Raw genomic sequence first — 14531 nt, 5'->3', positions numbered from 1 at the left:
TTCGCTTGTCCGCATAGCCAGGCAATTGCTCTCTGCCTGCCAAACTGCGGGTTCCAGCGAAGCAGCTTTCGTTTCAGTAGAATATTCCTGTACATTTATCTGTACAACAACGAATATTCGTATAGCTTTATTGCATCCAGTACCCGCTGTGCATCCACAACAGCGCCCGCCTTACGAAAGGAACCGTCATGAACGATCTGCCTGGTCATTACCGCGAAATATTGTCCGGGGTGGGTGAAAACCCCGAGCGCGAAGGTCTGCGCGATACGCCGCAACGCGCGGCAAAGGCGATGCAATACCTGTGCGGCGGTTACAACCGCAGCCTGGAAGAGATCGTCAACGGCGCGCTGTTCGCCTCGGACAACGACGAGATGGTCATCGTCAAGGACATCGAGCTGTACTCTCTGTGCGAGCACCACATGCTGCCCTTCATCGGCAAGGCCCATGTGGCATACATCCCCACCGGGCGCGTACTGGGCTTGTCGAAGATCGCGCGGATCGTCGACATGTTCGCCCGCCGGCTGCAGATCCAGGAAAACCTGACCCGCCAGATCGCCGAGGCCATTCAGGAAGTCACCGGCGCCGCTGGTGTTGCGGTGGTGATCGAAGCCAAGCACATGTGCATGATGATGCGCGGCGTAGAGAAGCAGAACTCGGTGATGAACACCTCGGTGATGCTCGGCGCCTTCCGCAGCTCCTGCAACACACGGATGGAATTCCTCCAGCTGATCGGGAGGAGCCAGTGATGTCGCGTCTGGAGCCTGGAATGGCACGCATCCGGGTGAAGGATCTGCGCCTGCGCACCTACATCGGCATCAATGAGGACGAGATACTCAACCGTCAGGATGTGCTGATCAACCTGAATATCCTCTACCCGGCGGTCGAGGCGGTGCGCGACAACGACATCGAGCAGGCGCTCAACTACCGCACCATCACCAAGGCGATCATTCGTCATGTCGAGCACAACCGCTTCGCCCTGCTCGAGCGCATGACCCAGGAAATCCTCGACCTGGTGATGGCACATCCCGCGGTGAGCTACGCCGAGGTGGAAGTCGACAAGCCGCATGCGCTGCGCTTTGCCGATTCGGTCTCGATCACCCTCGCTGGCAGTCGCTGAGCACGGGGTCGTGAATATCCGCCGCATTGTGCTCGCCAGCCTGCTGTCGCTGATCCCGCTGATCGCAGCGGCGAGCTGGTGCGAAGCCGTGCCACAGGCGCGACTGATCGGTGAAGGCCAGTTGCGCTTCTTCGGTTTGCGCATCTATGACGCGCGCCTTTGGAGCGAAGCCGCGCCTCTGCAAGCCCGGACACCGTTTGCGCTGGAACTGACCTATCACCGCTCCATCAGCCGCAACGACCTGGTGCGCACCAGCCTGGAAGAGATTCAGCGACTGTCCGGTGAATCGCTTGATGTCGAACAGCTGCGTCGCTGGCGCGCAGACATGCAGCAGGCCTTCGTCGATGTAAAGGCGGGTGACCGAATCACCGGCGTCTTCTTGCCCGGGCGCGGTTGCCGCTTCTACGTGAATGATCGCCTGCAGCATGAGGTCGCCGACGCTGCGTTCGCCGACGCGTTCTTCGCCATCTGGCTCGACCCGCGCAGCCGCGACCAGAAGCTGCGCTGCAACCTGCTGGGCCAGCGATGAAAAGCCGGGCACTGGCGGCCTATGGAATGCTCGGCCTGCCGCTGGCGATGGCCATGCTACCGATCTATGTGCTGGTGCCGAATTTCTATGCGGCCGATCTCGGCCTCGGTCTGACGCTGACCGGCGCGGTGCTGTTTCTCGCCCGTCTGCTGGACACCGTGCAAGACCCCTGGCTTGGCCGCCTTATCGATCGTCGCTCACCACGCGGCTGGACCATTCTGCTCGGCGGCGCGGCTGTGTTGCTGAGCCTGGCGATGGCGGCACTGCTGATCCCACCCGGCAACTTCGGCAGCTTCGGCCTAGCCGCTTGGCTCGGCGCGTTGCTGGCGCTCACCTATACCTTGCACAGCCTGATCAACATTACCTATCTGGCCTGGGGCGCGCGCCTCTCCGACCAGCCGGATACCCGCACCCGAGTCGCTGCCTGGCGCGAAGGTGCCGGGCTGTTCGGCGTGGTGCTCGCCAGCGTGCTGCCTACCGTGCTGGCGACGCAATATGGCATGGCCGCGGCACTGGCAACCTTCGCCGCCACCTTCGCCGTGCTGCTGTTTCTCGGCACGGCGACCTTGTTGTTCGGCGCCCCACGCCCCCATCGCGCCGTGCGCACGCAAGCCAGCAGCTGGCGACTGCCGCTGCGCAATCGTGCGTTCCAGCGGCTGGCGGGCGTCTACTTCATCAATGCCGTGGCCGTGGCGATTCCGGCCACCCTGGCGCTGTTCTTCATCGCCGACCGTCTGCAACTGGCGCAACTGACCGGCCTTTTCCTAGGTTCTGTACGAAAAGTCTGAGGAGATAGAATCGGTGCCATGACAGGCTGGAGATCCGCATGGCAAAGCGTTACGAGCTCCCTGATGCGGCTTGGGAGCTGATCAAGGATCTGGTTTCCCCCGAACAGAAGATGGGACGACCTCGCAGTGATGACCGATTGATGCTCAATGGCATCCTCTGGGTCTTGTGCTCAGGTGCAGCCTGGCGTGACATGCCGGAGCGCTTCGGCCCGTGGTCGACGGTCTACCAGCGTTTTCGCGACTGGCGCGACGATGGCACATTCGATCAAGTGCTTGAGCGTTTGCACATCCGGCTGAACCAGGAAGGCCTGATTGATCTGGATACCTGGATGATCGACTCAACAGCGGTGCGAGCAACCCGAGCTTCTTCTGGAGCCGGGAAAAAGGGGGGCCAGAAGAGCCGGTAGACCATGCGTTGGGACGTAGCCGAGGCGGCCTGACCACCAAGATCCACATGGTCTGCGACGCCAACGGCATATCGAATGCCCAGGTACTTCTCGATCAGGTACGCATCCCCGGCAAGCAAGGTCGGCCCCGCAAGCGCTGCCGCTGGTTGCTGGCAGACAAGGGTTACGATGCCGAGCAGCTGCGTCAGTACTGCGACCGTTACCGAATGCAGCCTGTGATTCCACTGCGAACCATGAAACGTAAGCCCAAGCCAGGATTACCAAGGCTGTTCGATCGCCCGAAATACCGGCAGCGCAACATCATCGAGCGCATGTTCGGCTGGCTAAAGGAGAGCCGCAGGATCGGCACTCGTTACGACAAGCTGGCAAGAAGTTTTGCCGCGATGGTCACGCTGGCTTGCACGCTGCGGTGTTTGCGTCAGTACTTTTCGTACAGAACCTAGCGTTGTACTTCATCAGCGGCGCATTGGGTCTGCCACTCTGGACCCGTCTGGCTGATCGTCTCGGCAAACGGCGCAGCTGGCGGATCGGCATGCTCACCGCCTGCGCGGCCTTTATCTGGGCGGTGCTGCTGGAGCCGGGCTCGGCCTGGGCCTATGCCGGCGTTTGCGTGATGTCCGGTCTCGCCCTCGGGGCCGATCTGGCCCTGCCTCCGGCGCTGCTGGCCGACATCATCCCAGTCGAGGAGCGCGACTCGACCGCCGCCTACTTCGGCCTGTGGAGCTTTCTCGCCAAGCTGGCGCTGGCACTCGCCGGTCTGGCTTTGCCATTGCTGGCGTTGAGCGACTACCAACCAGGCACCGCGGCCGGCTGGAACCTTGCGCTGGTCTACGCCGGCCTGCCCTGCTTGCTGAAGCTGCTGGCGGCGCGGCTGCTCACATCCCTGCCCTGCGGAGAACCGAAACCATGAAAAAGGTACTGATCCTGGCTTGCTGCCTGCTGTTGCTCAGCTGCACCGCCGTCGACGTCGAACATTACCGAGACGAGGAGCCGCAGCTGGATCTGCGCAAGTATTTCGTCGGCACGGTTGATGCCTGGGGCATGTTCCAGAAGCGCTCCGGCGAGGTCGTCAAGCGCTTCCATGTCGAGATCGAAGGCAGCCTCGATGGCGATAAGTTGATCCTCGACGAACACTTCCGCTACAGCGACGGCACTACCCAGCAGCGCGTCTGGACGCTGACCGAGAAAAGCCCGGGGCACTGGCGCGGCACGGCTGCAGACGTGGTCGGCGAGGCCGTTGGCGAAGTGGCCGGCAATGCCCTGCGCTGGCGCTACGTGCTCAGCCTGCCGGTGGATGACAAGGTCTACGACGTACACCTGGACGACTGGATGTACCTGATCGACGAGAACACCCTGGCCAACCGTTCGTTCATGAGCAAGTTCGGCGTGGAGGTGGGACAGGTCACCCTGTTCTTCCGCAAACGCAACGAATGAGCTGATGGCACTTGCAAGGCACCGAGCGGGCCAAGTTGTTCTAGAATGCGCGGCATGCCCCTTCAGGATGTCGTGACATGATCAATGCCAAGCTGTTGCAACTGGTTATCGAAGCCTCCAACGACGGGATCGTGGTCGCCGAGCAGGAAGGCGACGACAACATCCTGATCTACGCCAACCCAGCGTTCGAGCGGCTGACCGGCTATGCGGTCGACGACATCCTCTACCGCGACTGCCGCTTCCTGCAGGGCGAGGACCGCGACCAGCCGGCCCTGCAGGCCATTCGCGAGGCGGTGAAGAACAACCAGCCGTGCCGCCAGATCATCCGCAACTACCGCAAGGACGGCACACCGTTCTGGAACGAGCTTTCCATTACGCCGGTATTCAACGAAGGTGACCAGCTGACCTACTTCATCGGCATCCAGAAGAACGTCACTGCCGAGGTCGATGCGCTGCAACGTGTCGAAGCGCTGGAAGCGGAAATCCGCGAACTCAAGGCAAAGTTGAGCCAGCAGCAGAATTGAATGCAGCACGGCCAACACCTGGTTGGCCGCAGCTCAAGGCGCACCGCTGCAAGTGCGCCTCTACTTCCAGCCCCAAAAAACAAGACCTAAGTGTCGTAACTTGAGCGCGGCAGATGTGGGATACTGGCACCTTGCCACTTAAATCCTGTCGTGGGCGCTTCACGCCATAGGATCTGTCTTGACGATCAATGCTGTCGTAGAAAACGCGGTCATGCTGCTCGCGTTATGTTGGCTGCTGGCTTTCACCACACGTAGTTGGAACCGGAGCGGTCAGCTCTCTGCAAAATTGCTCGCTGGACTCTGGTTCGGCAGCGCCTGCATTTTCGGCATGCTGAACACCAGCATCGGCCAGACCGGAATCATTCTCGACGCCCGCACCGTTGTCCTCAGCATGGCTGGGTTGTTTGGCGGCCCTATAGTGGCTGGAACCGCCGGCGTGCTGGCTGGCGGCTACCGTATCTGGATCGGCGGACCAGGTCTCGTCCCCGGACTTGCCAACATCCTCCTGCCGATCCTGCTAGGCATCGGCTACCGATGCGCCTACCGCCAGCGGTGGCTACGTATCGGCTTCTGGCAGCTGCTCGCCTTCGGTCTGCTGCTACACCTCGGCGTGTTGGGCCTCGTCGCGTTGCTGCTACCCAGTCCACTTGGCGCCTCCGCAATGGCGGAGATCGCCTTACCGGTATTGCTCGCACTGCCGCTGGCAACTGCCACCCTAGGCGTGATGCTCAATGACCTACTGGAACGCGATCGTTTCGAACAGGCGCTGCGCTTCAGCGAAGCACGGCTGCGGGCCATTACCAAGGCGATTCCCGACCTGCTCATGGTTATCGACGAAGATGGCCGCTATCTGGAGATCCTCTGCGCTGAACGCAGCCTGCTCTACGATGATGCGAGCAAGCTGCTTGGCCGTCGTCTGCATGACGTGATGGCCGAAGCGGAAGAGCGTCGCTTTCTCGACTTCATCCAACGAACCCTGAACAGCGACATGCCACAGCTGATCGAATACAGCATGGCTACCCTGGGCGGGCCAAAGGTGTTCGAAGGTCGAGCTTTACCCTTGGAGCTACCGGAAGGACAAAAGCGTGCGGTGGTCTGGCTGAGTCGCGATATCACCGACAGAGTGAATACCGAACTGGAGCGCAGGATTGCCGCCATCGCGTTCGAATCGCAGCAAGGCATGCTGATCACTGATGCGCAGAACCGCATCCTGCGGGTGAACCGTGCCTTCACGCGCATCAGTGGGTACAGCGCCGAGGAAGCTATCGGCCAAACCACCGCCCTGCTCGCTTCAGGAAAACACAGCGCAGAGTTCTACCGCTCGATGTGGTCCAGTATCGAATCCAGAGGTGTCTGGGAGGGTGAAATCTGGAACCGCCGCAAGAGCGGGCAGATATTCCCTGAATGGCTGTCCATCAGTGCAGTACGCAACGTGCGAGATGAAATTACCCACTATGTCGCGGCTTTTACCGACATTACTGATCGCAAGGCAGCCGAAGAACACATCCACAACCTGGCGTTCTATGACCCCCTGACCGGCCTGCCGAACCGGCGTCTATTGCTCGATCGCCTGCACCAGGCGATGGCTGCGAGCCGACGCAGCAGCCAGCTGGGCGCCTTGATGTTCATCGATCTGGACAACTTCAAGAACATCAACGACCTGCACGGCCACCAGACCGGCGACCAGGTGTTGCGCGTCGCCGCCGAGCGGCTGCACGGCGATGTGCGGGCCAGCGACACGGTCGCGCGTTTTGGTGGTGATGAGTTCGTGGTGATGCTGGAGAGTCTCGGGGACGATCCATTACAGGCCGCAGCCCAGGCCGAGCATATCGGCATGAAACTGCTCGGCTCACTGGATCGACCGTACCAGCTGAACGACGTCAGCCTGTACAGCAGTGCAAGCATCGGCGTGGTGCTGTTCGGCGCGGACGCCAGCAGCAGCGACGAGTTGATGAAGCGCGCCGATATGTCGATGTACGAGGCGAAGATCTCCGGCAAGAACGCTCTGCGCTTCTTCGATCCACGCATGCAACAAGCTGTGCAAGAACGCCTACGCCTGGAAGACGAGATACGCCAGGGGCTGATAAACGGCGAGTTCGTACTGCATTTCCAGCCGCAGCTCGAACATACCGAAGGCATTGTCGGCGCCGAAGCACTGGTGCGCTGGCAGCATCCACAGCGCGGCCTGCTAATCCCGGCTGCCTTCATCAGACAGGCTGAACACGCCGGCCTTATCCACGCCCTCGATCAGCAGGTTCTGACCCAGGCGTGCGCACAGCTCGCGCAATGGGCAAAAGTGGCGGCATTCGCTGAACTGACCCTTTCGGTCAACCTCAGCGCACACCTGCTGTATCAGGACAATTTCGTGGAGAAGCTGCTTGAACTGCTGGAGCAAAGCGGCGCCAACCCGGCCCGACTCAAGCTGGAGCTCACCGAAACGCTTCTGCTGGACAACATGTCTGAAGCCATCAGCCGCATGACCCGACTGAAGGACCGCGGCATCCGCTTTTCCATCGACGATTTCGGCACCGGCTATTCGTCGATGAGCTACCTGCAGCAATTGCCGCTGGATCAGCTGAAGATCGATCAGACCTTCGTTCGCCGGCTGCCGGAGGACACCAGCAGCCTGACCATCGTGCGTTCGATCTGCGCGCTGGCCAGCGGATTGGGTCTGGAAGTTATCGCCGAAGGCGTCGAATGCGAACCGCAGAGGGTGATGCTGCTCGCCAATGGCTGCTACCACTTTCAGGGCTACCTGTTCGGCAAGCCGCTATCCGTGGAGGCCTTCGAGCAGCTGATTCATGCCGCAGGGACCGACGAAGGCACGCAGGGATAGGACTGGGAAGAGCCGCCGCGGCACCTCCCAGCCGTTATTGCTACAGCGCCAGTGGCGCGCGACTGCACAGCTTCACCAACGCCTGCACCCAGTCCTCGTGAGTGTTTAGACACGGCACCAGCACCAGCTCTTCGCCACCGGCCTCGACGAACTGCTCGCGCCCGCGGTCGCCAATCTCCTCGAGGGTTTCAATGCAGTCGGCGACAAAGGCCGGGCACATTACCAGCAACTTCTTCACCCCACGCTCGGCGAGCTCGTCCAAGCGCGCCTCGGTATAGGGCTCGATCCACTTGGCTCGCCCCAGACGCGACTGGAAAGAAACCGACCACTGATCGTCGCGCAACCCCGCCTTCGCGGCGAATCCGGCAGCGGTACGCATGCACTGCGCGCGATAACAGCTGGCGAGCACGGCGCCCTCAGCCCGCTGACAGCAGTCGTCACTCTTCAGGCAATGCGAACCTGTCGGATCGACCTTGTGCAGGTGGCGCTCGGGTAATCCGTGAAAACTCAGCAGCAGGTGATCGAAATCCTGCTCAAGATGCGGCCTGGCACTGGCTGCCAGCGCTTCGAGATATTCCGGCTGATCGTAGAACGGCTGAAGAATCGACAGCTGCAGGCTCAGTCCGCGCTCACGGATGACCCGGCGCGCCTCTTCGATGACGGTCGTGGTGGTGCTGTCAGCAAACTGCGGATACAACGGAGCCAGCGTCACCTGGTTGATGCCCTGTCCGGCCAGGCGGGTCAGTGTGGTTTCGATGGACGGCTCACCATAACGCATCGCCAGTTCGACCGGCCCTTGCGTCCAGTGCGGCTTTACAGCCTCCTGCAAACGGCGACTGAGCACGACCAGCGGCGAGCCTTCCGGCCACCAGATCGAGGCATAGGCATGCGCAGATTGTTCGGGACGCTTGATCAGAATCAGCGAGACGAGCAGGCGCCGCAACGGCCATGGTAGATCGATCACATAGGGATCCATCAGGAACTGGTTGAGGTAGCGGCGTACATCAGCGACTTCCGTGGAGGCCGGCGAACCCAGATTGACCAACAACAACGCCTGCTCTGTCATGCAAAACTTTCCTGACTACTGTTTAAGGTTGACGCCTCGCTGCAAGCGGCAGGCGCGCTATTTTCACACAGGGCGCCCCCTCAGGGGTGCGTCAATAGGTCGGCCAGGGCCGAATCCAGATCACTGAAACGAAAGCTAAAGCCTTCTTCCTGCAACCTTTGCGGTGACACATGCTGGCCACCAAGCAGCAGCCCCGCAAGCTCGCCCAGCATGGGCTTGAGTATCGCTGCCGGCACCGGCAGCACCGTCGGGCGACTCAAGGCACGCCCTAGGCTACGAGTGAAATCTGCGTTGCGCACCGGCTCCGGCGCACACGCATTGTAGGGGCCACTGGCTGCGGGTTGCCGTAGAAGAAAATCAATCAGGGCGATTTGATCCTCTATATGAATCCAGGGCATCCACTGGCGGCCATTGCCCAGACGCCCTCCCAGACCCAGCTTGAACAGCGGCAGCAGACGCGTTAGAAACCCGCCGTCTTTTGCCAGCACCAGCCCGGTACGAACCAGCACCACCCTCATGCCCAGTACCGTCGCTTCCATCGCCCGTTCTTCCCAGGCGTTGCACAACTGGCTGGCAAAGTCGGCTGACACTGGCTGATCGGCTTCGGTGAGGCGGTGTTCACCGCCATCGCCGTACCACCCCACTGCAGAGCCAGAAATCAGCAGCGGCGGTTTCTGCTCGCGCTTGCCGAGCCATTCGACCAACTGATCGGTGAGCTTCACCCGGCTATCCCACAACAGCGCCTTGCGCGACTTGGTCCATGGGCGATCCGCGATAGGCGCGCCGGCCAGGTTGACCACTGCGTCCAGCGCCACCGCATCCAGCTGCTGCAAGCTGCCCACGCCTTGAACTTCGGGACCGCACAGCTGCGCGACCCGCTGCGGCGTGCGGCTCCAGACCCACAGCCGATGCCCATCAGCCACCCAGCGTCGGCACAACGCGCGGCCAATCAAACCGGTACCGCCAGTCAGCAAGATATTCATGTGAGCTCCTGGTGCGCGAGCGCGCTGCGCTAGTTCGAGGACATCCTGTACAGCATACACCTATACAGCGCCATACGAATGTACAGCAACTCGATGCCATGCCCATGACAAATGCAGCAAGTGCCTCCAGGACAAATCGCCGCGACCCTCGTAACGAATAGCTGTGCATCGCGCGTGATTGGCTGTCGCAGCCCTATCCCAGGGCGCTGGCTGACGTAAAACGTATAAGAATTTCGATTAAGTTGTACAGCTCTTATTGACTTGTACAATCTCAGTATTATGATGACCTCACGTTGTACAAAACTCCAGCTTGTACAGGATGAGGTCACCACCATGCACACCACGCTTCCCACGCCCAAGATCGGAATCAGCGCCTGTCTGCTAGGCAACCCGGTGCGCTTCAATGGCGGACACAAGGAATCACGCCTGTGCAGCGAAACCCTGGCGCAACACTTCGAGTTCATTCCGGTATGCCCGGAGGTGGCCATCGGGCTTGGCACGCCTCGCGAACCGATTCGCCTGGTAGGCGATACCGACGCGCCGAGGGCAGTCGGGACCGTACGCCCTGAACTGGACGTCACCGAAGCGCTGGCCACCTACGGTCGGCAGATCGCTGAGCAGCTGCACGGTATCAGCGGCTACATCCTCATGCAGAAGTCGCCGTCCTGCGGAATGGAACGCGTCAAGGTCTATGCCGCCAACGGCCATACCTTGCCCGGTGGAGGCACCGGCGTGTTCGCCCAGGCGCTGATGCAGGCCTGCCCTGACCTTCCGGTAGAAGAGGATGGCCGGCTGAATGATGCCGTGCTGCGCGAGAACTTCCTGACCCGCGTCTACGCCTACGCCGACTGGCAGCGCCTCTTTGAAGCCGGACTGACGCGGCGCGCCGTCGTCGATTTCCACTCGCGTTACAAGTATCAGCTGATGGCCAGCAACCCGCTGCAATACAAGGTGCTAGGTCGCCTGGTCGCCCGATTGGCCGAACACTCGCTCGAGGAGTTTGCGCCCCACTACTTCAGCCAAATGATGCAAGCACTTAAAAAGCCGGCAACTCGCGGCACGCACTGCAACGTTCTGCTGCATTTGAGTGGCTATCTCAAGAACGCACTGGGCTCGGAAGATCGCCGCGAGATACGCCACCTCATCGACCAGTACCGCGACGGAGTCATCCCTCTGGTGGTGCCGCTTACGCTGCTCAAGCATCACTTCCGCCGTCACCCCGATCACTACATTGCGCGCCAGGCCTATATGCAGCCGCACCCTGAAACCCTAAGCCTGCGCAACGGAATCTGACCATGAGTGAACCAAAGGACCTGGAGCAGCAGACCGCCGATGGCCTGCTGCCGATCCGCGAAGTGGCGCGTATTACCGGCGTCAACGCTGTGACCCTGCGTGCCTGGGAGCGCCGTTACGGGCTGATCGTCCCGCTGCGCACGCCCAAGGGTCATCGGCTGTATGAAGAGGCGCACATCCAGCGCATCCGCGACATCCTCACCTGGCTCAACCGCGGTGTCTCCGTCAGCCAGATCAAGCCGCTGCTGGACACTACCACGCCTCCGGAGCTGCCCAGGCAGAACCAGTGGTCCGAGCTCCGCGAAGAGCTGCTGCAGGCCATTGACCGCCTCAGCGAACGACGTCTGGACGATGCCTTCAACCGGGCCATGGCGCTGTATCCGCCGCGCACGCTTTGCCAGCACCTGCTGCATCCGCTACTCGACGCGCTCGAACAACGCTGGCAGGGCCAATACGGCGCCGCCGTGGAGCGGGTGCTGTTTCATTCCTGGCTACGCAGCAAGCTGGCGACACGCATCTACTTCAACAATCGCCAACAGGCAGGGCGCCCGCTGCTGCTTGCCAATCTGGACGATGAGTCCTTCGCGCCGGACCTGTGGCTGACCGCCTGGCTCGTCTCCAGCACAGACTGCCCGGTCGAGATCATCGAGTGGCCGGTACCGCTGAACGAGCTGAGCCTGGCAATGGAACGCATCCTGCCTCGCGCCCTGTTGCTCTACGCGAGCAACAGCCTGCCGGGCAACTGCCTGCAACGCGACCTGCCACGCCTGATCGAGCAAAGCATCGCGCCGCTCTGCGTGGCCGGCCCGGCCGTTCATATCCACGCTCCGGAACTGCATCGACACCGCGGGCTGATGCTCGCCGAGGGTCCCCTCGGCGCTCTGCAACAGCTGCATGGCGCAGGCCTGCTGCCCGGCAGCGAAGGGAGCTCGTCATGACTCAATTGCTCTGGATTCGTACGGATCTACGCACGAGTGACAACACTGCCCTGGCAGCTGCCTTGGCGGCCGGCCCGACCGTGGCGCTTTATCTGGTCACGCCTGGCCAGTGGCTTGCCCACGACGATGCCCCCTGCAAGGTCGATTTCTGGTTGCGCAACCTTGCCGAGCTGTCCACCCGGCTGGGCGCGCTAAACGTGCCACTGCTGATTCGCGAGGTCGATGATTGGCAGACGGTACCAGACGCATTGCTGAAACTCTGCCGCGAACTGAACGTGCAGGGTGTGCATTACAACGAAGAGTATGGCGTCAACGAGCAGCGCAGAGATCGAGCCGTCGCTGCAAAGCTGGATGACCTCGACATCCGCGTGCGCGGTTATCTCGACCAGCTGCTGTTCACCCCGGGTAGCGTGCAGACGCAGTCGGGTAGCTACTTCAAGGTGTTCAGTCAGTTTCGCAAACAGTGCCTCTCGCGCCTCAGTGTGTCGCTGCCGCCCTGCGTGCCGCTGCCGGCAGCGCAGGCGCCTGTTTCCATCACCAGCGATCCGGTTCCCGCAGCGGTGGCTGGTTTCCCACGACCGACCGACTACTTGCGCGCGTTGTGGCCCGCTGGTGAAGAATTCGCGCAACGGCGCCTGGCAATGTTCGTAGAGGACGACCTGAGCGATTACCACCAGCGCCGCGACCTGCCCGCCGAGCCCGGTACCAGCCAGCTGTCGGCCTATCTCGCCGCTGGCGTCCTTTCCATCCGCCAGTGCCTGCACGCGGCGCTTGGCTACAACCAGGGCGAGCTGGACAGCGGCAGCACCGGCGCTACCACCTGGATCAACGAACTGCTCTGGCGCGAGTTCTACAAGCACATTCTGGTGGGCTACCCACGGGTGTCGATGTACCGCGCCTTCCGCCCGGAAACCGAGGCGCTGCCATGGCGGCGCGCGCCATACGAGCTGGAAGCATGGCAGCAGGGCCGCACCGGCTTTCCGGTCATCGATGCAGCCATGCGACAGATGCAGGAAACCGGCTGGATGCACAACCGTTTACGCATGATCGTCGCCATGTTCCTCAGCAAGAACCTGCTGATCGATTGGCGTGAGGGCGAGCGCTGGTTCATGCGCCACCTGATCGACGGCGACCTTGCCGCCAACAACGGCGGCTGGCAGTGGAGCGCCTCCACCGGCACGGATTCGGTGCCCTACTTCCGCCTGTTCAATCCGATCAGCCAGTCGCAGCGCTTCGACCCGGACGGGCAGTTCCTGCGCCGCTGGCTTCCCGAGCTGCAGCACCTGAGCAAGCGCGACGTGCATAACCCGTCGGCGCACCGCAGCCTGTTTGGCGTAACGGAATATCCGGCACCCATCGTCGACCTCAGTGCCACGCGCGCAAGGGCGCTGGATGCCTTTCGCAACTTGCCGGACGCGCAAGCATGAGCGGCTTCCTGCAGCGTTTCGCCAGCGAGTTCGCCCGTCTCGACGCGACCAATCTCGACCGCCTGCGCGACCTCTACAGCGCCGACGTGCACTTCACCGACCCGCTGCATGAGGTCTGCGGGCTAGTCGAGCTGGAACGCTATTTCAGCGAGCTGTACGCCAACGTCGAACACCTGCATTTCGAGTTCATCAGCCACGACGAGGTATGCGACGGCCAGGGCTATCTGCGCTGGATCATGAGCTACCGTCATCCGCGGCTGAACGGCGGCGAGCTGATCAGCCTCGAAGGCTGCTCGCTGCTGCGCTGGAATGGCGCAGGCAAAGTCGTCCGCCACCGCGACTACTTCGATGCCGGCGCCCTGCTCTATCAGCATGTGCCGCTGCTCGGCGCGGCCATTCGCTGGCTGCAGCGGAGGCTCGCGTGAACCTCTCGCGACGTATCTGGCTGACCGGCGCCAGCAGTGGCATCGGCCTGGAGCTGGCGCGCCAGCTGCTCGCCGACGGGCACTGCCTGGCGCTGTCGGCACGCCGCGCCGAGCCGCTGCAGGCCTTTGCCCGGCGTTACCCGGGGCGAGTACTGGTGTTGCCCGGGGATCTCACCGACAGCGAACAGGTGCACGACATCGGCACCGCCATCCAGACGCAATGGGGCGCGCTGGACAGCGTAATCCTCAATGCCGGCACCTGCGAATACATCGATGCCGACCGATTCGACGCGGCGCTGCTGGAGCGTGTGATGGGCGCCAACGTGCTTGCCGTCGGCTACTGCATCGAGGCCGCATTGCCACTGCTGCGCCAAGGGGTGCGCCCGCATCTGGTCGGTGTCGGCAGCTCGGTGACCTGGCTGCCGCTACCGCGTGCCGGGGCTTACGGCGCATCCAAGGCTGCGCTGCGCTACCTGCTCGAATCACTGCGTCTGGATCTGGCCAGCGAGGGCATCGACGTTACCCTCGTCAGCCCCGGTTTCGTCGACACACCGCTGACCCGTCGCAACGACTTTCCCATGCCCATGAGCTGGCCGGCGGACAAGGCCGCACGGCAGATCGCCAGGCGCCTGGAACGCCGCCCGCTGCACATCGCTTTTCCCGCGCCGTTCATCGCCGTACTGCGCCTGCTCTCACTGCTGCCCGCACGCCTGCAATTCGCCCTCGGCCGGCGACTGGCGCGCACGCCACTCAAGGAAGGATAA

14 protein-coding genes and 2 pseudogenes are annotated in these 14531 nt (G+C 62.1%); 14 read left to right on the top strand and 2 right to left on the bottom strand.

What is annotated here, in order from left to right; all coding sequences use genetic code 11:
• Positions 1-188: 188 nt before the first annotated feature.
• From folE to AAEZ08_RS00745, 9 genes and pseudogenes are all read left to right on the top strand, one after another.
• A complete protein-coding gene (folE, locus tag AAEZ08_RS00785) occupies positions 189-746 on the top strand; it encodes a GTP cyclohydrolase I FolE (protein ID WP_003284523.1) in 558 nt (185 codons plus the stop codon).
• On the top strand, positions 746-1117 hold the full coding sequence (folX, locus tag AAEZ08_RS00780) for a dihydroneopterin triphosphate 2'-epimerase (RefSeq protein ID WP_003284525.1): 372 nt from the start codon (positions 746-748) through the stop codon (positions 1115-1117). Before folE ends, folX begins: the two co-directional genes overlap by 1 nt.
• 10 nt (positions 1118-1127) lie before the next feature.
• Complete coding sequence (locus AAEZ08_RS00775; protein WP_500123542.1) at positions 1128-1646, top strand: chalcone isomerase family protein; 519 nt, start codon at positions 1128-1130, stop codon at positions 1644-1646.
• Positions 1643-2413: pseudogene (locus tag AAEZ08_RS00770) on the top strand (MFS transporter); the annotation flags it as partial. The gene AAEZ08_RS00775 and the pseudogene AAEZ08_RS00770, both read left to right, overlap by 4 nt.
• 59 nt (positions 2414-2472) lie before the next feature.
• Positions 2473-3284 (top strand): IS5 family transposase gene (locus AAEZ08_RS00765; protein WP_500123541.1). Its coding sequence is split into 2 segments (ribosomal slippage): positions 2473-2815 and positions 2815-3284, totalling 813 coding nucleotides; the frame shifts between segments, so codons are not numbered across the junction.
• Positions 3281-3751 (top strand): annotated as a pseudogene (locus AAEZ08_RS00760) (MFS transporter); the annotation flags it as partial. The gene AAEZ08_RS00765 and the pseudogene AAEZ08_RS00760, both read left to right, overlap by 4 nt.
• Positions 3748-4275 (top strand): DUF3833 domain-containing protein, encoded by a 528-nt coding sequence (locus AAEZ08_RS00755; RefSeq protein ID WP_003284529.1) that lies wholly within the window; start codon positions 3748-3750, stop codon positions 4273-4275. The pseudogene AAEZ08_RS00760 and the gene AAEZ08_RS00755, both read left to right, overlap by 4 nt.
• Before the next feature lie 77 nt (positions 4276-4352).
• Complete coding sequence (locus tag AAEZ08_RS00750; protein ID WP_003284530.1) at positions 4353-4799, top strand: PAS sensor domain-containing protein; 447 nt, start codon at positions 4353-4355, stop codon at positions 4797-4799.
• A 178-nt stretch (positions 4800-4977) separates the two neighbouring features.
• Positions 4978-7635: an EAL domain-containing protein gene (locus tag AAEZ08_RS00745; RefSeq protein WP_500123540.1), complete on the top strand. Its 2658-nt coding sequence runs from the start codon at positions 4978-4980 to the stop codon at positions 7633-7635.
• A gap of 40 nt (positions 7636-7675) precedes the next feature.
• Here AAEZ08_RS00745 and hemH read toward each other — a convergent pair whose 3' ends face one another.
• Positions 7676-8701: a ferrochelatase gene (gene hemH, locus AAEZ08_RS00740; protein WP_102819718.1), complete on the bottom strand. Its 1026-nt coding sequence runs from the start codon at positions 8699-8701 to the stop codon at positions 7676-7678.
• Positions 8702-8781: 80 nt separating this feature from the next.
• Positions 8782-9684, bottom strand: coding sequence for a TIGR01777 family oxidoreductase (locus tag AAEZ08_RS00735; protein ID WP_427701873.1), 903 nt, complete (start codon positions 9682-9684; stop codon positions 8782-8784).
• Positions 9685-10017: 333 nt separating this feature from the next.
• Between AAEZ08_RS00735 and AAEZ08_RS00730 the strand changes: the two genes are divergently transcribed.
• The 5 genes from AAEZ08_RS00730 to AAEZ08_RS00710 are packed head-to-tail and all read left to right on the top strand — an operon-like array spanning position 10018 to position 14531.
• Positions 10018-10977 carry a YbgA family protein gene (locus AAEZ08_RS00730; RefSeq protein WP_102819720.1) on the top strand — a complete coding sequence of 320 codons (960 nt, stop codon included), beginning with the start codon at positions 10018-10020 and terminating at the stop codon, positions 10975-10977.
• A gap of 2 nt (positions 10978-10979) precedes the next feature.
• Positions 10980-11915 (top strand): MerR family transcriptional regulator, encoded by a 936-nt coding sequence (locus AAEZ08_RS00725; protein ID WP_500123539.1) that lies wholly within the window; start codon positions 10980-10982, stop codon positions 11913-11915.
• A complete protein-coding gene (phrB, locus tag AAEZ08_RS00720) occupies positions 11912-13342 on the top strand; it encodes a deoxyribodipyrimidine photo-lyase (RefSeq protein ID WP_181066471.1) in 1431 nt (476 codons plus the stop codon). Before AAEZ08_RS00725 ends, phrB begins: the two co-directional genes overlap by 4 nt.
• Positions 13339-13767, top strand: coding sequence for a nuclear transport factor 2 family protein (locus AAEZ08_RS00715; protein ID WP_058064413.1), 429 nt, complete (start codon positions 13339-13341; stop codon positions 13765-13767). Before phrB ends, AAEZ08_RS00715 begins: the two co-directional genes overlap by 4 nt.
• Complete coding sequence (locus tag AAEZ08_RS00710) at positions 13764-14531, top strand: SDR family NAD(P)-dependent oxidoreductase (protein ID WP_500123538.1); 768 nt, start codon at positions 13764-13766, stop codon at positions 14529-14531. Before AAEZ08_RS00715 ends, AAEZ08_RS00710 begins: the two co-directional genes overlap by 4 nt.

It is taken from the genome of Pseudomonas sp. E45-MNA-CIBAN-0222 (genome assembly GCF_040310405.1).
Taxonomy (GTDB): Bacteria; Pseudomonadota; Gammaproteobacteria; order Pseudomonadales; family Pseudomonadaceae; genus Stutzerimonas; species Stutzerimonas stutzeri_AC.
This window is presented reverse-complemented; position numbering and strand designations above follow the sequence as displayed.